Source organism: Anaerohalosphaera lusitana, assembly GCF_002007645.1.
GTDB classification, from domain to species: domain Bacteria; phylum Planctomycetota; class Phycisphaerae; order Sedimentisphaerales; family Anaerohalosphaeraceae; genus Anaerohalosphaera; species Anaerohalosphaera lusitana.
Genome location: NZ_CP019791.1, coordinates 3644862 through 3661292 on the forward strand (window position 1 = coordinate 3644862; position 16431 = coordinate 3661292).

The following is a 16431-nucleotide window of genomic DNA, read 5'->3' on the forward strand; positions in this document are numbered from 1 at the left end:
ACTTGGCAATTAACGCATTTCCTTAACGCTTCGCTTGCCCGCAACGGTCTTCTTCTTACCCTTACGGGTTCTGGCGTTACTCTGGGTCATCTGGCCTCGAACGGGCAGACCTCTCTGGTGCCGGACACCGCGGTAGCAGCGGATATCCCTGAGGCGACCAATGTTCTGGGCCACACGCCTGCGAAGCTGACCTTCGACGACGTGGTTGTTCTGGATGATCTGCGCAATACGGCTGACTTCATCTTCGGTCAGCTTGTTCGCTCGCATTTCGCGGTCAACCTTTGCTTCTTTAATGATCACGTCCGCTATATGCTTGCCTACGCCGTGGATATAAGTCAGAGCAACCCACAACGGCTTGTCATTAGGAACATCAACACCTACTATACGCGGCATAACTACTCCTGTATACTTTCAAAAAGGTTAAAGTCTTTCTCCCTCTCGGCCATGGTACTTAGCCTTGACGCTGCTTATGTCGTGGATCCGCAGAGCAGATAACCCGTACGACGCCCTTGCGTCTGACGATCTTGCAGTTCTCACAAATACGTTTTACCGAACTACGTACTTTCATAATACCACACCATTCAAATATTTATAAGCTATTTTCTCAGTACTATTCGCCCACGCGTAAGATCGTATGGGCTCATTTCTACGGTTACCTGATCACCTGGCAGAATACGGATAAAATGCATTCTCATTTTGCCGGAGACGTGCGCCAGTATCTGGTGACCGTTTTCCAGCTCTACTTTGAACACCGCGTTGGGCAGGGCCTCAACTACAGTGGCGTCCAATTTGATCGCATCCTTCTTCGCCATAAAATTAAGCTACCGTTTTAACAACTTTTACCTGGCAGTCAAGACTTCACAACCGCCTTTTACTACTGCTATCGTGTGCTCGAAGTGAGCGGAGGGCTTGCGATCTCTTGTCACAACCGTCCAGCCGTCCTTGAGCACCTTTACTGACTTTTTGCCCATGTTGACCATGGGTTCTACTGCCAGTATCATCCCTTCTTTTAGCATTATGTCATTGCGAAGCAGTTCTTTGTTCACGAAGTTCTGGAGCTTCGGTTCCTCGTGCATCTCGGTTCCGATGCCGTGTCCGACGAATTCTTCGACAACGGAAAAACCAGCGTCTAAGGCACATTTTTCCATTGCTCCGGCGACTTCGCTCCACTTGACGCCCGGCTTGCATGTCTCGACCGCAATGTCGAGCAACCGCTGGGTTACGTCCATGAGCCGCTGTTTTTCGGGAGAGATATTCCCTACAGCCATGGTCATGGCCGAATCACCGCAGTAGCCGTTCAGCTTAACGCCGAAATCGACACTGAGTATATCGCCGTCACTGAGCTTGATGTCATGAGACGGAATACCGTGAACGACCTGTTCGTTAATCGATGCACAGATCGCACCTGGGAACGGCTGGCTCGCGTAGGGACTTTCGACACCCTTGAAGAGTGTTGCGGCCCCTGCTTCGGCTGCGACAGCCGTGGCCATATCGTCAAGTTCGCCGGTACTTATGCCCGGCTCAACTGCTTGCTGCAATTTCGAAAGAGCTTTTGCTACTATTGCCCCTGCATTACGGAGCAAATCTATTTCTCTGCGACTCCTGAGTGTTATCGCCATGAATCCTGACCAGTCTAGCCGTTGACCTTATCGAGTTCCTTGAACACTGACTCAGTTACGCCGTCAACAGACTGGTTGGCATCAATACTGATAATCTCAGTGCCGACCTTTTCGTAATATCCTACCACGGCAGCGGTCTGCTCGTGATAAATTTTCAATCTGTTCGCAACTACTTCCGGCTTGTCATCGTCTCTCTGGACGAGTTCGCCGCAACCATTGTCACATTGTCCCTCTACCTTGGGCTTGAGGTTTTCAATGTGATATACAGCACCGCACTCAGGACAGCTTCGACGGCCGGTCATGCGGCCCGCAACTACCTCGTCCGGTACTTCCAGGTTCACTACAGCGTCGAGCTTTTCGTCCGCCGCCTGCAGAGCCTTGTCGAGCTCCTCGGCCTGAACGACAGTACGCGGGAAACCGTCAAGGACGTAACCCTTGGGTGCCTTCTTCATCGCACCGATCATCATGTCGACGATCAGTTGATCGGGCACCAGGCCGCCTGAATCCATGTAGCTTTGAGCCTTTTTGCCGAGCTCGCTGCCTGCTGCTCTTTCCGCACGGAGTATGTCGCCGCTTGACAGATGCTCGAGTCCGTATCTGTCTACGATCCTTTTACATTGAGTGCCTTTGCCTGCACCCGGAGGGCCTAGTAGAATTATTCTCACCGGAACGCTCCCTTAATTCTTCCTGCGTCGCTGAAACCTTCGTAGTTATGCATTATCAAGCTTGATTCGATCTTCTGTACCAGATCAAGCGAGACGCTTACCGTAATAAGAAGCCCTGTACCACCGAGGAACATTGCCACGGTGTATGGGATACCCATCAGTCCGGCACAAACGGTCGGAACAACAGCGATGAACGCAAGGAACGCTGCACCGAAGTATGTTATCCTGACCATTACCGTTTCAAGGTATTCGGCTGTCCTGTGACCCGGGCGAAGACCTGGGATGAAGCTCCCACTGTCACGCAGCCTCTTTGCCATGTCCTTGGGCTGGAACTGAACAGTTGTCCAGAAATACGCGAAAGCGAAAATCAACAGCACGTACACAACATTATATGTATAAGCCGTCGGGCTGAACGCCTCGTTTATACGAGCCATCGCCGCGCCCCAGCCTTCGATCTTACCAAGCTGCTGGAACAGCACCGGCGGGAACATCATCAAACTTGACGCGAAGATGATGGGCATAACGCCGCCGTGATTCACACGCAGGGGCAGATAGTGCCTCTGTCCGCCGTACATTCTTCGGCCTCGCATCTGCTTAGCCTGCTGGATCGGTATGCGACGCTGTCCCTGAGTGATCAGGATCGCACCTGCGACCACGAATATGAAGGCACCGATCACGAATATAATGTCGTGCGGTCCGTTCATACCTTCCGGAGCATTCAGACTCATCGTCGTGTTTTCCGCGAAGGTCATGATCGCACCGGGCATTCTGGCAACAATACCGCCCATGATGAGCAGGCTGATGCCGTTACCGATGCCGTATTCATCTATCTGTTCGCCAAGCCACATAAGGAACAAGGTACCGGCTGTCATGCCGACCACTCCCATGAACATTGCCTGTTTTGCAACACCTGGGTATGTATAGTCCTTATATAACTGCATGATCATAAATGCCTGTACTATACATAACGGCACTGTCAGGTACCGCGTGTATTCCTGAATCTTCTTATAGCCCGCAGGCCCCTCCTGTCGGAGTTTTCTCAGTGCGGGGAGTACCTCGCCGAGCAGCATCAGAATAATAGATGCTGAAATGTACGGCATAATACCCAAGCCGAACAGGCTGGTTCTGTCGAGCCGGCCACCGGAGAACATCTGAAGATATTCGGTGACACGACCGAGCGGTGATTCAGCATCGCGACTGATGTCAGAGATCGCGCTGGTATCAAAGCCCGGCACGGGGATATGGTAGCCCAGCCGATAGATGCACAGCAGTGCAATCGTAAAGAGAATCTTATTTCTCAGATCTGGTATTTTAAATACATTTATGGCACTACGTAGCATCGGGCTCCCTCTTCTTAAGCAACCACCTTAACGCTTCCACCACAGCCTGATATCTTCGCCTCAGCACTTCTGCTGAACTTCTGCGCTGTGACACTGAGTTTCTTTGTCAGCTCACCGTCGCCGAGGATCTTGACCTTGCTCTTGACGCTTCGCACCAGGCCGGCCTTTGCCATTTCTGCAACGCTGACAGTCGTACCCTCATCGAAGACTCGCTCAAGTTCGGAGATGTTAACGACCTCGTACTTGCGGGCGAAATTTGCGTTATTGAAGCCGCGTTTGGGCAGCTTACGGAACAGGGGCATGCTTCCGCCTTCATAGAGCAGTGCAACACTGCCGCCAGAGCGAGAGCCGCACCCCTTGTGTCCGCGACCACTGGTCTTGCCGTGGCCTGAACCTCTGCCTCTTCCAATACGCTTACGTTTTTTATCTGAACCGGCTACTGCCGTGATTTCATTGCTCAACATCTTGGATCACCACCTTTTTAGACTTCAGCTTTTTACAGCTTCAGCTTCGATCTCAACACCGCGAAGAGACTCGATCGTCTCTTTGTCGCGCAATTTCAGCAAACCGTCCATCACTGCTTTGACAACGTTCTTAGCCGATGTGCTGCCGTAAATCTTGGTCAGGACGTTATGAACGCCTGCGTATTCCAGTACCGCACGAGGTGTAGAACCGGCGATAACACCAGTACCCGCACTTGCCGGAACCATAACAACCTTCGTCGCCCTGCTCTTGCCCACGACCTTATGGGGCAGTGTGCCATCAATGAGCGAGATTTTGTGAAGGTCCTTTTTCGCGTTCTTGATCGCCTTTTCGACGGACTGGGGTACTTCGTTGGCCTTGCCGTAACCGATACCTACGGTACCGTTACGGTCACCAACGACCACCAGTGCGGCAAAACTAAACCGGCGACCACCTTTAACAACCTTTGCACAACGGAAGATCTTTACCACTGTATCTTCCAGCGGCTGGTCACTTTGTGCTCCATATTTAAGTGCTTCTTCAGCCAACGTTCGTCTCCATTAAATCCAACGATCCTGGGGACCGCAGTTAGGGTTATCCTCTAAAACACTAGTCCGCCCTTGCGAGCACCGTCTGCCAGAGCTTTTACTCTGCCCTGATAACGGTAGCCGTTACGGTCGAAACGGACGGCTTTAATGCCAACGCCGATAGCTTCTTTAGCGATGGCTTCGCCAACAGTTTCAGCAGCCTTTTTGTTGCTGCCGTTTTCGATCTGATCACTGAGCCCCTTGGCCATTGTGCTCGACGATGCCAGTGTAACACCAGCGATGTCATCGATCACCTGCACATAGATGTGCCGACCGGAACGGAATACTGTCATCCGCGGGCGATCAGGCGTGCCGTAAACTTTCTTACGTACGCGTTTCTTTCGCCTGATCCTTGCTTGTCTGAACTTCTGAATACCCATAGAACTATGTTCCCAATTATCTCAAGCCGTATCGATTTATATAAACAGCTTAGTATCCTTAACAATCAACCGCCTGAAGCGAAGGACTTACCAGCCTTGCGCCTGACGTATTCGTCTGAGAAACGTATGCCCTTGCCCTTGTATGGCTCGGGGGGTCTTACCTTGCGTACATTTGCAGCAAACTGGCCGAGCTCGTGCTTGTTGTAGCCTGACAGAGTGAATACTGCCGGTACATCGTTACCACGAGTGGCGGGGGTCTTGATCTCGACGCTTACGCTCTTAGGCATTTTCAGTTCTACCGGGTGGCAGAATCCGACCTGAAGAACGAGCTTTCCGCCCTGCTCTTTGATGTTATAACCAGTTCCGTAGATCTCCATCTTACGGGCAAAGCCCTCTGTGGTACCAACAACCATGTTGTTGACCAGAGCACGCATGGTGCCATAGTTGGCACGATACTGTTTATTGGCTTCGTTTGTGTTGCTTACGATAACCTGTTTTGCGTCTTCGTCGACTTTGAGGTCTATACCAGGCAGACGATTCTGTTCCAGATTCCCCTTCGGGCCTGTAACCTTGACCTTGTCCTTGCCTATTTCGACCTTGACGCCTGCAGGGATAGCAATCGGTTTTTTTCCTATGCGACTCATTTAGCTCACCGTACAAATAACTTCGCCGCCGACATTGTCTTTGCGGCAGTTCTTGTCACTCATTATACCTTTACTGGTCGAAATTATCGAAACGCCCAGTCCGCCAAGTACTTCCGGAAGCTCATCGGCTCCCCTGTAAATGCGACAACCTGGCTTAGAAACCCGCTGCAGCTCAGTAATGACCGGATCACCGGCCAGTGTGTATCTGAGCTTTATGCGAATCAGGCCCTGTTTGCCGTCATCGATAACATCGTAATCTTCAATGTAACCCTCGTCCTTAAGTACTTCTGCAACGCCCTGGCAGCTCTTTGACGACCGAATCATAACTTGTGACATTTCGGCCCGTCCGCCGTTGCGTATCCGGGTTAACATATCAGCTATCGGATCCTGAAGACTCATTGTTTATAGCTCCAACCGCTTAAATCTAACGTTGAATCGTTTATATTAAAAACCCGCTTACCAGCTGGCCTTTCTAACGCCGGGGATCTTGCCTTCGTTTGCCATCTTGCGGAAGCAAATGCGGCAGATCTTAAACTTACGATAAACTGCTCTTGCCCTTCCGCAGAGCTGACAACGGGTGTAACCTCTGCTTCTGTACTTAGGCTTGCTGCGAGCTTTGTTTTCAAGTGCCGTCGTCGACATCAAACAACTCCATATATCAAATACAATGCTTCTTGCTTATTTACAATTAATGTCTACTTGCGTTCCCTGAAAGGCATTCCGAAGAGCTTGAGCAGGTCATAGCTTTCTTCATCAGAATCTGCCGTGGTCACGAAAGTAATATTGACGCCCTGGGGCGTATCGATATTAGCTGCATCGATCTCAGGAAACACGCTCTGCTCGACGAAACCCATAGAGAAGTTACCGCGACCGTCGAAACCCTTGGGGTTAAGACCACGGAAGTCCTTTACCCGCGGGATCGTAAGGTTGATCAGACGATCCATGAACTCATACATTCTTGCCTTGCGAAGCGTGACCTTGAGACCAATGGGCATGCCTTCACGCAGCTTAAAGTTTGAAACACTCTTGCGAGCCTTGCAGACCATAGGCTTCTGGCCGGCGATAGCGGTCATGTCCTTGATGCCGTTATCCAGATACTTCTTTTCATGGACTGCCATGCCGATACCCATCGACAGAACGACCTTTTCGATCCTGGGTACTGCCATCGGGCTCTTGTAGCTGTACTTTTCCTGGAGCCCAGGTCTTACTTTTGATTTGTATAAGTCTTTGTAACGCGACATATTTTTCCTCTGACTTTCGCTTAACGCCTTGCGACAGAATTCAGCTTTCGCTCACCATGCTGCAAGTCGGTGTTGTTTCTCCGTCGTTTTCGGGACGCCTGACTATCAGTTTCTATTTCTTTGATTTACTTTTACCTACAGCGCCGATCTCGTTGCCGGCAACTGAAACACGCTTCTTCTCACCTTTACTGCCGACCTCGAATCGAACTCTTGTTCCCTTGTTCGTTTTGGGATCAACGGGCAGCACATTACTGATGTGGATCGGCTGCTCAACCCGTATGCGGCCACCCTGCGGGTGTCTCTGCGAGGGTCGAACATGCTTGTATGCCAGATTATGTCCTTCTACAATTACGCGGTCCTTTTCGGGGATGACCTTGAGGACTTTACCAACCTGACCTTTATGTTCACCAGCGATGATCTCTACCGAATCGCCTTTTCTTATATGCCTTGCCATAATCGCTTCTCGTCTTTATTGCGAATAATATTGCTAAAATTGTTATACAACTTCGCTAGCCAGCGAGATGATCTTCATATAGTTCTTCTCGCGAAGCTCCCTAGCAACAGCACCGAAAATACGTGTGCCGATGGGGTTGCCTTCCGGATCGATCATAACTGCTGCGTTACTGTCGAAACGTACATAGCTGCCGTCCTTGCGGCGAACCGGGTACTTGGTCCTGATTATAACGCAACGGTGAATCTTTTTCGTGTCCAACTGACAGTTGGGCAGATTCCTCTTGATCGCTACACTGACAACGTCGCCAACGCTTGCTGTGGGACGAACGTACTTACCCTTTCGTGCACCGCCCTTACCCAGGACCTTGATGCACTGTGCGAGCTTAACGCCGCTGTTGTCAGCTATTTCTAACATGCTTTCTTGCTGAATCACTGGTATACCTCTTATTACTCAACAATTCCCTTCTCAACGACGCTTACCAGCCTCCAGCTTTTACTTTTGCTGATAGGCTTGCACTGGGCTATATCAACCGTATCGCCGATATTCGCGACATTTTTGGGATCATGAACACCAAGCTTTGTGCGTCGGCGAATGTATTTGCCGTACATCGGATGCTTGACAAGATAATTGATCTGAACCCGGATACTCTTGTCGCCGCTTCTGCTGACAACAACACCACGTTTCAATCTTTTCTGTATCGACGTATCCATTGCCTTACTGGCCCTTTATTTCATTCTCTCTGATTATCGTTTTGACGCGTGCGATGTCACGCTTGACGTTCTTCATGGCTCTGACGTTTTCAACGTTTTCGGTCATAGCCTGGCTACGCAGAGTAAAAACCTGCTTCTGCAGCTCTTCAAGCTTAGCCTGAAGCTCGTCACTACGCATATCTCTGATTTCTGCTGCCTTCATCATAACTCCAAACTATCCAAGCGAATGTCTTCGCGTTACAAACCTGCATCTGACCGGCATTTTATGTGCCACTCTGGCAAGAGCTGCCTTTGCGACATCTTCCGGTACACCGCTGATCTCGTACAATACTGTGCCGGGCTTGACTCTTGCGACCCAGCCTTCGACCTCGGCCTTACCTTTACCCATTCTTACTTCGAGAGGCTTAGAAGTATATGAATGATCCGGGAATATCCGGATGTAAACTTTACCCTGACGATGCAGGAAGTGAGTCGCCGCAATACGGCCGGCTTCGATCTGCCGACCTGTGATCCAATGATGCGACAAAGCCTGGATCCCGTATTCGCCAAAAGCTACGTAGTTGCCGCGAGACGCGTTACCACGCATCTTGCCACGCATCTTCTTACGATATTTTACTCTCTTTGGCATCAATGCCATTGCGATACCCTCGTGCTTATATGCTTACATATTTGAGTTATTGAGTTACTTACCGCCTGCAGGCTTACCTGGACCGCCGGGCTTGCCGCCCCTTCTTGGCCTTTGTCCCTTACGGGCACGCGGCTTTGGAGTGATCTCTTCGCCGAACTTACCCTTGTAGACCCAGGCTTTGACGCCGATGGCGCCATAAGTAGTTCTTGCAGTCGCGTAGCCATAGTCGACATTCGCATCCAGCGTCTGCAGCGGAATACTGCCGAGCTTCTGGGTTTCGGTTCTTGCGATCTCAGCACCGCCGAGACGACCGCTGCAGATAACCTTAACACCCTTGGCACCGGCGTTCATAGATGTTTCGCAGGCCTGCTTCATCGCACGACGGTAAGAACCACGCTTCTGGAGCTGCTGAGCGATATTCTCTGCCACAAGCTGTGCGTTCAGTGCCGGCTCTTTGACCTCAACGACATTGACGCTAACCTTACGGTCTATTAGCTCTTCGAGCTCGCCGCGGAGCTTATCTACTTCCGAACCGCGAGGACCGATCACCATACCCGGCCTAGCGGTGAAAAGTGTAACCTTGACCTCATTACGAGTCCGTGCGATCTCAGTCTTGCTGACTGCGGCGAACGGAGGCTGACGATTGAACCGCACATCGACATGATGACGGATGCGTTCGTCCTCAACCAGGAATTCACCATAGTTAGCTTTGGGAGCGAACCATGTGCTCTGCCATGGCAAAGTAATTCCAGTTCTAAACCCAATTGGCGATGTTTTCTGACCCATATCTAACCTGTTCTACAGAATACTGTTATTGCTTACAATTATATCTCGGCAACGGCAACGTGAATGTGGCTGGCTTGCTTACGAATCGGATGAGCCCGGCCACGGTCCTTGGGGTGCCATGCCTTTGTGCCGATACGCCGTCCAGCTCCGTCAACGCGTGCTTCGCAAACGTAAAGCTCTTCGACATTGGCTTCCTGCTCGTCCGCGTTGGCGATGGCACTTGAGAGTACTTGTTCTACCATGCGGGCGGCACGTTTATGTTCAAATTTGAGAACGTCCAAAGCATCCTGAACGCTTCGGCCGTTGATCATCTCGGTCACAAGTCTTGCTTTTCGGGGCGAAGACGGTGCGTAGCGATAACTAGCACGCCATTCGGAGATATCTCCAACTGCAACTCCAAGACCGTCTGCAAGTCTTTCGACGTCTTCTGTCTTAGGTGCAGGCTTTAGAAGATTCTTCTGCCAGTTCTTGAGAGCACGCAATGCGTCATCGGTGCTCATCCCGCCGTGCGCCAAGTGACCCGCCAACTGCTCAAGGCTCATCTTGCGTTCTGCACAAACACTATTTAATTTACTGCTGCTAAGCATCTTTCAACCTTATACTTTTCAGGTAGCTGCCTGTCTTTCAGGAACCTACGCTCGATCTCAAAACTATTTTTCGCCCGAGTGACCACGGAAGGTACGCGTCAGTGAGAACTCACCAAGCTTGTGTCCAACCATATCTTCAGTGACGAAAACCTTATTAAAGATTTTGCCGTTGTGAACCATGAACGTAAAACCAACAAATTCCGGGATTATGGTACAAGCCCTTGCCCATGTTTTTATCGGCTCGCTGGTGCCGGCTTCGACCTGCTTCATTACCTTGTAATAAAGCTTCTCATCAACGAATGGCCCTTTTTTCTGAGAACGTCCCATTAACTTTCCTCAATTATAATCAGCAACAGTCCTTAATCTATGCCAAGACCGTGTATAACTTTAAACAATCTGAACGCCGCGGTTAGTCTTTCTTCTACGGATGATCCGGTTGCTTCCGGGCTTGTTACGCTTACGAGTCTTTCCGCCCTTCGCGGGTACGCCGGTAGGCGAGCAAGGATGACGACCACCATTACTGCGGCCTTCACCACCACCCATCGGGTGAGCGACCGGGTTCATGGCCTTACCGCGTACGTGCGGCCTGCGACCCATGTGACGCTTGCGGCCGGCCTTGCCGATCCTTACGTTCTGGTAGTCAGCATTGCTGAGCTGGCCGATAGTAGCACGGCATTCCATGCGGATCATACGCATTTCGCCGCTTGGCAGGATAACAGTTGCCCAGTCGCCTTCTTTAGCGACCAGCCTTGCAGTTCCGCCCGCGGTTCGGACGAGCTTGCCGCCCTGTCCTGCTGTCATTTCGATATTATGTATTTCAACTCCGACCGGGATGCGACGCAAAGGCATGGCATTGCCCACACGCGGTTCAACATTGTCGCCGCTTTCGATCTTGTCGCCAACCTGAAGTCGTGAAGGAGCAAGTACGTATCTCTTTTCGCCGTCTTCATACTGAACCAGCGAGATAAAGCAGTTACGGTTCGGATCATATTCAATGGTCTGAACGGTTGCAGCAGAACTGTCCTTAGCGCGTTTAAAATCGATTATGCGATAGATGCGCCTTGCACCGCCGCCACGGAAACGAGTAGTCGTTTTGCCATGGTGATTCCGACCGCCTGTTTTCTTGATCCTCTTGCAGAGCGTCTTCTCAGGTTTGCCGGTGGTCAACTCCTTGCGGTAGTCGATTACCGACGCGTTTCTGCGTCCTGGACTTGTCGGTTTGTATACTTTAATAGCCATAATACTTTCTCTCTATTGCATCAAGCCAAGTAGGCTGACTCAATTAACTAGAACAGATCTATATGGTGATCCTCATGGAGTACCACAACCGCCTTTTTCCAGTTGCTCGTGCTGCCAATGTTCCTGCCGCGGCGACGAGGTTTACCTTTGCGGTTCATAGTTCTTACGTCGACAACCTTTACTCCGTAAAGCCTCTGAACAGCTTCACGAACCTGGGTCTTGTTGGCTCTTCTGTTTACCTGGAAAGCATAAGCATTGTACTTACCTGCAAAATGCATGCTTTGCTCTGTAACCAACGGTTTAATTACAATGTTATGATCATCCACGGCTAATACCTGCTATATCTGTTGAATAAACTCTAACTTCTGTTAACCAGTGACATCAGTGCATCTTTGGTTATCAGCATTTTCTGACGATTACAAATGTCGCCTGCATTGAGCTGAGCAACGTCCAGAACGGAAACCTTGGGAACGTTCCTGGCGGACTTGTATATATTTGTATCCTGTTCACTCAGGGTTACCAGGCAACTGCGATCGATCTTGAGATTCTTGAGAACGCCAGCAAAGTCTTTAGTCTTTGGAGCATCCATTGTCAGCTCATCGACAACAACTACGCCGCCTGCCTGCAACTTTGCCAGGATAGCAGAATCCCGTGCGAGCCTTCGCTGTTTTTTGGGCATATCCTTACCATAGTCACGAACGCCCTTTGCGAAAGCAACACCACCGCCGACTCGCTTGTTGGTGCGGCTGTTACCGACACGTGCATTACCGGTACCTTTCTGACGGAAAAGCTTCCGTGTGGAACCGGCAACCATGCCGCGGCTCTTGTTAGCTGCCGTACCTACGCGTTTGTTTGCGTGATACATAACGATCGCCTGCTTGAGCAGGGGATAGCGTACAGAACCGCCGAAGACTGCTTCGTCGACCTGGAGGCTCTCAACCTCTTTGCCTTCCCTGTTATATACTGCAACGTCAATCATCTTCTTTTCCACTGCTTATTTATAATTGTATATTCAGCAATACTTACTTTTTGCCCTTGGAGGCACGGATTTCAACATAACCACCCGATGCGCCGGCAACAGAACCCTTAACTATCAGCAGGTTCTTTTCTTCGTCGATGCCGACCAACTGATGATTCTTGCTTGTCACGCGGTCACAACCCATCTGACCGGCCATTCTCTTACCCTTTTTGACATTACCGCCGCTACCAGCGTCACTGGAATGGCCCGCGATAGAACCGGCGTGCCTGTGCATACGCTTAGTACCGTGACTCTGGGGGAAACCACCGAAACCGTGACGCTTCATTACACCTGCAAAACCTTTACCCTTGCTGGTGCCTACTACGTCTACGGATTTGATCTCCGCAAAGGCCGAGACGGTAACCTCATCGCCGAGGTTGACTTCCGGCTCAGTGCCTTCGTCAAGACGCCATTCGCGAATGAACCTCTTTGCTGTCGTATTAGCCTTTTTGGCATGACCGGCGGCTGCCTGTTTGACTCGCGACTTCTTCACATCGTCGTAGCCGAGCTGTACAGCCGAATAGCCGTCGGTCTCCGGGGTCTTAACTTGCGTCACAACACAAGGTCCGGCCTGGATCACAGTGACTGCTGCGATCTTGCCTTCCTCGTCATAAACCTGGGTCATCCCTATTTTTTTACCAAGCAACATTGCCATACGTCTATTCCTTCTGCTGGGGTATTTCCCCGAAAAGCTAAACTATAATATGTTAGGCCTTTATCTTTACAAAAACACCCGCCGGAACTACCAGCCTGTTAAGGGCCTCTACGGTGCGGGCATTGGCTTCATGAATATCGATCAAGCGCTTGTGTGTGCGCATTTCGAACTGCTCACGAGCTTTCTTATTAATATGCGGGCTGCGAAGCACAGTAAAACGCTCGATGCGCGTTGGCAGCGGAACCGGGCCGCTGACTCTGGCATGCGTGCGGCGTGCCTGGTCCACAATTTCACGAGCAGAAGCATCAAGTGACTTTGCATCGTATGCTTCCATCCGAATTCTAATTTTTTCCGTTTGCGTTGCCATCTACAAATCCTCGATCTTGGAATTCGACCTTCTAAACCCGCTCTGGCGGGTGAAAGTTTGCAAACATATACTTAGTGCTGCCAAAACACAAGCTAATTTCTGCGGATTTTATGCACATTTTCCGCATTTTCAGCATTGCTAAACAGCAATTTTGCCAAAAAGCAGGCAATCCATGCCATACTAGCCAGATAAATAATCCTGTAGTTGCGATCTCACAATAGTATCGGGCCACTGACTGGCTTTCGCCTTTGCCCACCCCAGCGTCATGCCGATGTGAAATCAAGCCCAACTTGAAACGCACGGTGTTAGCCGTGCTCGCTCCGGCTGTTGAAGGCAGAATATATATCACAAACTACGTGACCTGTCAATAGGCCTCTAGAATTTTCTCAGAAATTTGTTCGGGAACACGCTCATACGCCAGCGGTTCCATCGTAAATGAGCCTCTGCCGCCTGTCATACTGCGAATCTCGCCTGCATAGCCGAACATTTCGGCCAGCGGCACCTTCGCATCCAGCACGCGCATATTGCCGTGCACATGAGTATCGGTGATCATAGCTCGTTTTGCGATCAGACTTCCCTGTACTGAACCATAGTCGGACTCTGGAGCGACTACCTGCACCTTCATGATAGGTTCGAGCAGGATCGGTTTGGCTTTGCTCATCGCGTCACGAACCGCCATTGAGCCGGCCTGTTCAAACGCCATTTCCGAGCTGTCCACCGAGTGAGACGAACCGTCCAGGATAGTGGCCTTGACGCCGACAACCGGGAAACCCGCCAGCGGACCTGCTGTCAGGCCGTCCATAATACCCTTGCTGGTCGGATTAATGTATTCCTTAGGGATCGCCCCGCCGACTATTGCGTTTTCGACAGTATTCTCGTTCGTGTAATGGCCGTCTTCGTCCGCCTCAGGCTCGATCTCGATAACCGCGTGGCCGTACTGACCGCGACCGCCGGTCTGTTTGACGAATTTGCCCTCGCCGCCTGCGGACTGACTGATCGCTTCCTTATATGCGACCTTTGGTGTTCCGACGCGGACATTGACCTTCATGTCGCGGACGAGCTTGTTGCGCAGGATCTCCAGGTGAAGCTCGCCCATGCCGCTGATAATGGTCTGGCCCGTCTCTTCGCTGTATTGACAGCCGAAAGTCGGATCTTCGCGACGCAGAACCTGAAGAGCGTCGCCAAGCTTACCTCGCTCAGCGGCGGTAGCGGGTTCGATCGACATGCTTATGACCGTTTCCGGAAAACTTATGCTCTCAAGCACTACCGGATGCTTCGGGTCGCTGAGCGTGTCGCCGGTCCAGGTGTCCTTGAGTCCGATAACAGCAACGATATCACCTGCTTTAGCGACATCTCTGCTCTCTCGGGAAGCAGCGTGCATCTGGAAGATACGCGTGATGTTTTCCTTCTTATTTTTATTTGCATTAAGTACGCGAGTGCCCTTCTTGATGCTGCCCTGGTAAATACGCAAAAAGTTTAGGTCGCCGTGCTTATCACTGGTGATCTTAAACGCCAACGCCACCAGCGGCTTATTCGAATCGCAGTCTATCTCGATCGCTTCCTCTTCGTCGTCAGGCTTATGCCCGTAGAACTTCGGCCTGTCATAAGGTGAAGGAAGGAACCGGGTAACGCCGTCGAGCAGGCGGCGGGTTCCGATGTTCTTCAAGGCCGATCCTACAAATACAGGATTAAGCTTGTTCTGAAGCGTACCCTCGCGGATAGCTGCAATGATCCTGTCGGTGCTGATCGGATTCTCATGGACGTAGTCTTCCATGATGGACTCGTCGAACTCGGCAGCGGCCTCCAATAAATCATGCCTCGCGTGCTCAGCGGCATCCTTCATGTCTTCGGGGATGTCCTCGACTTTGAACTCGGCGCCTTTCTTTTCCTGATAGAACTTATAGACCTTCATATCCATGAGGTCCACGAAGCCCACGAAATCATTTTCAGCACCGATTGGAAGCTGCATGGGAACCGGATTGGCAAGCAGTTTGTCACGTATGCTCTGAACCGCCATTTCGAAATCTGCTCCGAGCTTGTCCATCTTATTAATGAAACAAAGGCACGGAAGCTCATACTTCTGACCCTGTCGCCAGACGGTTTCGCTCTGGGCCTGAACGCCTTCGCTTGCGTCGAAGACCGCCACTGCACCGTCGAGTACGCGCAATGACCGCTCGACCTCAGCGGTAAAGTCTACGTGACCAGGGGTATCGATCAGGTTTATCGCATGGCCCGCCCATTCACATCGCGTAGCAGCGGATGTAATGGTGATGCCTCGTTCCTGCTCTTCTTCCATCCAGTCCATAACGGCGGTACCCTCGTGGGTCTCACCGATCTTGTATGTTCTGCCGCTATAGAAAAGTACTCTTTCCGTAACGGTTGTTTTTCCGGCATCGATGTGTGCCATAATGCCGATATTTCTAAGTTTTTCGAGATTCTCTGCCATGCTTCAACTTTTCCTATCTTTTATAGCTTCCTAGTCTTTATTAATGCATTGATAAAAAAACTGCCACGGCCATGAAATGTAAAACCCAATGTACCGTGGCAGCTAAGTGCCTTACTATTTATTACCAGGCGAAGTGTGCAAACGCCTTGTTCGCTTCAGCCATTCTGTGCACGTTTTCACGTGTAGTCATCGCAGTACCTTCCTTGCGATATGCATCCAGAAGTTCGGATGCCAGACGCTGGCTCATCGGCTTGCCCTTCTTATTGCGGGTTGCCGCAAGGATCCAGCGGAACGCCAGAGCCTGCTGCCTTTTGGGCTTCACCTGCATTGGTACCTGGTAACTTGCACCGCCGACACGCTTGCTTCGTACCTCAAGCATGGGCTTTACATTGTTGATAGCCGTCTCGAAAACTTCGAGTGGGCTTTCATCTTTTATCTTATTGTCCATTATGTTCATTGCATCATAGAACACCTTCTGAGCGGTACTCTTTTTGCCGTCCCACATCAGACAATTGATAAATTTTGAAACGAGGATGCTGTTGAACTTCGCATCCGGTTTCATCTGAGCTCTGCTAGCCGTAAATCTCTTTGCCATTTACTTCA

General features: G+C 50.8%; 28 protein-coding genes. All 28 read right to left on the bottom strand.

The features are described 5' to 3' along the window. Nucleotides 1-9 precede the first annotated feature (9 nt). Nucleotides 10-393: a 30S ribosomal protein S13 gene (gene rpsM, locus STSP2_RS14635; protein ID WP_146663475.1), complete on the bottom strand. Its 384-nt coding sequence runs from the start codon at nucleotides 391-393 to the stop codon at nucleotides 10-12. Nucleotides 394-451: 58 nt separating this feature from the next. After that, the gene (gene rpmJ / locus STSP2_RS14640) at nucleotides 452-568 is read right to left on the bottom strand and encodes a 50S ribosomal protein L36 (protein WP_146663476.1); all 117 of its coding nucleotides are present in this window, start codon (nucleotides 566-568) and stop codon (nucleotides 452-454) included. Nucleotides 569-596: 28 nt separating this feature from the next. Then, on the bottom strand, nucleotides 597-812 hold the full coding sequence (gene infA / locus STSP2_RS14645; RefSeq protein WP_146663477.1) for a translation initiation factor IF-1: 216 nt from the start codon (nucleotides 810-812) through the stop codon (nucleotides 597-599). Between the two features lie 27 nt (nucleotides 813-839). Further along, complete coding sequence (map, locus tag STSP2_RS14650) at nucleotides 840-1619, bottom strand: type I methionyl aminopeptidase (protein WP_146663478.1); 780 nt, start codon at nucleotides 1617-1619, stop codon at nucleotides 840-842. A gap of 14 nt (nucleotides 1620-1633) precedes the next feature. Continuing rightward, the gene (locus STSP2_RS14655; RefSeq protein WP_146663479.1) at nucleotides 1634-2284 is read right to left on the bottom strand and encodes an adenylate kinase; all 651 of its coding nucleotides are present in this window, start codon (nucleotides 2282-2284) and stop codon (nucleotides 1634-1636) included. After that, on the bottom strand, nucleotides 2281-3624 hold the full coding sequence (secY, locus tag STSP2_RS14660) for a preprotein translocase subunit SecY (RefSeq protein ID WP_146663480.1): 1344 nt from the start codon (nucleotides 3622-3624) through the stop codon (nucleotides 2281-2283). The genes STSP2_RS14655 and secY overlap by 4 nt, the downstream gene beginning before the upstream one ends. Before the next feature lie 14 nt (nucleotides 3625-3638). Continuing rightward, nucleotides 3639-4088, bottom strand: a complete 450-nt coding sequence (gene rplO, locus STSP2_RS14665; protein ID WP_146663481.1) for a 50S ribosomal protein L15 — start codon at nucleotides 4086-4088, stop codon at nucleotides 3639-3641. A gap of 24 nt (nucleotides 4089-4112) precedes the next feature. Beyond that, nucleotides 4113-4634 carry a 30S ribosomal protein S5 gene (rpsE, locus tag STSP2_RS14670; protein ID WP_146663482.1) on the bottom strand — a complete coding sequence of 174 codons (522 nt, stop codon included), beginning with the start codon at nucleotides 4632-4634 and terminating at the stop codon, nucleotides 4113-4115. A gap of 53 nt (nucleotides 4635-4687) precedes the next feature. Then, nucleotides 4688-5053 (bottom strand): 50S ribosomal protein L18, encoded by a 366-nt coding sequence (gene rplR, locus STSP2_RS14675; protein WP_146663483.1) that lies wholly within the window; start codon nucleotides 5051-5053, stop codon nucleotides 4688-4690. Nucleotides 5054-5118: 65 nt separating this feature from the next. Continuing rightward, nucleotides 5119-5697 (bottom strand): 50S ribosomal protein L6, encoded by a 579-nt coding sequence (rplF, locus tag STSP2_RS14680; protein WP_146663484.1) that lies wholly within the window; start codon nucleotides 5695-5697, stop codon nucleotides 5119-5121. Further along, nucleotides 5698-6096, bottom strand: a complete 399-nt coding sequence (rpsH, locus tag STSP2_RS14685; RefSeq protein WP_146663485.1) for a 30S ribosomal protein S8 — start codon at nucleotides 6094-6096, stop codon at nucleotides 5698-5700. 57 nt (nucleotides 6097-6153) lie between these two features. Beyond that, nucleotides 6154-6339 carry a type Z 30S ribosomal protein S14 gene (locus STSP2_RS14690; RefSeq protein ID WP_146663486.1) on the bottom strand — a complete coding sequence of 62 codons (186 nt, stop codon included), beginning with the start codon at nucleotides 6337-6339 and terminating at the stop codon, nucleotides 6154-6156. Between the two features lie 53 nt (nucleotides 6340-6392). Continuing rightward, nucleotides 6393-6938: a 50S ribosomal protein L5 gene (gene rplE, locus STSP2_RS14695; protein WP_146663487.1), complete on the bottom strand. Its 546-nt coding sequence runs from the start codon at nucleotides 6936-6938 to the stop codon at nucleotides 6393-6395. Between the two features lie 112 nt (nucleotides 6939-7050). Continuing rightward, on the bottom strand, nucleotides 7051-7392 hold the full coding sequence (rplX, locus tag STSP2_RS14700) for a 50S ribosomal protein L24 (RefSeq protein ID WP_146663488.1): 342 nt from the start codon (nucleotides 7390-7392) through the stop codon (nucleotides 7051-7053). Between the two features lie 42 nt (nucleotides 7393-7434). Beyond that, the gene (gene rplN, locus STSP2_RS14705) at nucleotides 7435-7824 is read right to left on the bottom strand and encodes a 50S ribosomal protein L14 (protein ID WP_146663489.1); all 390 of its coding nucleotides are present in this window, start codon (nucleotides 7822-7824) and stop codon (nucleotides 7435-7437) included. 14 nt (nucleotides 7825-7838) lie between these two features. Beyond that, nucleotides 7839-8102, bottom strand: coding sequence for a 30S ribosomal protein S17 (gene rpsQ, locus STSP2_RS14710; RefSeq protein ID WP_146663490.1), 264 nt, complete (start codon nucleotides 8100-8102; stop codon nucleotides 7839-7841). Between the two features lie 4 nt (nucleotides 8103-8106). Further along, nucleotides 8107-8304 carry a 50S ribosomal protein L29 gene (gene rpmC / locus STSP2_RS14715; RefSeq protein ID WP_146664091.1) on the bottom strand — a complete coding sequence of 66 codons (198 nt, stop codon included), beginning with the start codon at nucleotides 8302-8304 and terminating at the stop codon, nucleotides 8107-8109. Nucleotides 8305-8316: 12 nt separating this feature from the next. Next, nucleotides 8317-8739 carry a 50S ribosomal protein L16 gene (rplP, locus tag STSP2_RS14720; RefSeq protein WP_146663491.1) on the bottom strand — a complete coding sequence of 141 codons (423 nt, stop codon included), beginning with the start codon at nucleotides 8737-8739 and terminating at the stop codon, nucleotides 8317-8319. A 45-nt stretch (nucleotides 8740-8784) separates the two neighbouring features. After that, a complete protein-coding gene (gene rpsC, locus STSP2_RS14725; protein ID WP_146663492.1) occupies nucleotides 8785-9516 on the bottom strand; it encodes a 30S ribosomal protein S3 in 732 nt (243 codons plus the stop codon). A 38-nt stretch (nucleotides 9517-9554) separates the two neighbouring features. Further along, on the bottom strand, nucleotides 9555-10103 hold the full coding sequence (gene rplV, locus STSP2_RS14730) for a 50S ribosomal protein L22 (protein WP_236782716.1): 549 nt from the start codon (nucleotides 10101-10103) through the stop codon (nucleotides 9555-9557). A gap of 63 nt (nucleotides 10104-10166) precedes the next feature. Continuing rightward, nucleotides 10167-10430 carry a 30S ribosomal protein S19 gene (gene rpsS, locus STSP2_RS14735; RefSeq protein ID WP_146663493.1) on the bottom strand — a complete coding sequence of 88 codons (264 nt, stop codon included), beginning with the start codon at nucleotides 10428-10430 and terminating at the stop codon, nucleotides 10167-10169. A gap of 60 nt (nucleotides 10431-10490) precedes the next feature. After that, nucleotides 10491-11342, bottom strand: coding sequence for a 50S ribosomal protein L2 (gene rplB / locus STSP2_RS14740; protein ID WP_146663494.1), 852 nt, complete (start codon nucleotides 11340-11342; stop codon nucleotides 10491-10493). A gap of 47 nt (nucleotides 11343-11389) precedes the next feature. Then, complete coding sequence (gene rplW, locus STSP2_RS14745; protein ID WP_205847920.1) at nucleotides 11390-11668, bottom strand: 50S ribosomal protein L23; 279 nt, start codon at nucleotides 11666-11668, stop codon at nucleotides 11390-11392. Between the two features lie 32 nt (nucleotides 11669-11700). Further along, the gene (gene rplD, locus STSP2_RS14750; protein WP_146663496.1) at nucleotides 11701-12321 is read right to left on the bottom strand and encodes a 50S ribosomal protein L4; all 621 of its coding nucleotides are present in this window, start codon (nucleotides 12319-12321) and stop codon (nucleotides 11701-11703) included. A gap of 43 nt (nucleotides 12322-12364) precedes the next feature. After that, nucleotides 12365-13015: a 50S ribosomal protein L3 gene (gene rplC, locus STSP2_RS14755; protein WP_146663497.1), complete on the bottom strand. Its 651-nt coding sequence runs from the start codon at nucleotides 13013-13015 to the stop codon at nucleotides 12365-12367. Nucleotides 13016-13067: 52 nt separating this feature from the next. Continuing rightward, the gene (gene rpsJ / locus STSP2_RS14760; RefSeq protein ID WP_146663498.1) at nucleotides 13068-13382 is read right to left on the bottom strand and encodes a 30S ribosomal protein S10; all 315 of its coding nucleotides are present in this window, start codon (nucleotides 13380-13382) and stop codon (nucleotides 13068-13070) included. 364 nt (nucleotides 13383-13746) lie between these two features. Further along, nucleotides 13747-15828 (bottom strand): elongation factor G, encoded by a 2082-nt coding sequence (gene fusA / locus STSP2_RS14765; protein WP_146663499.1) that lies wholly within the window; start codon nucleotides 15826-15828, stop codon nucleotides 13747-13749. A gap of 121 nt (nucleotides 15829-15949) precedes the next feature. Continuing rightward, on the bottom strand, nucleotides 15950-16423 hold the full coding sequence (rpsG, locus tag STSP2_RS14770) for a 30S ribosomal protein S7 (RefSeq protein ID WP_146663500.1): 474 nt from the start codon (nucleotides 16421-16423) through the stop codon (nucleotides 15950-15952). Nucleotides 16424-16431 lie beyond the last annotated feature (8 nt).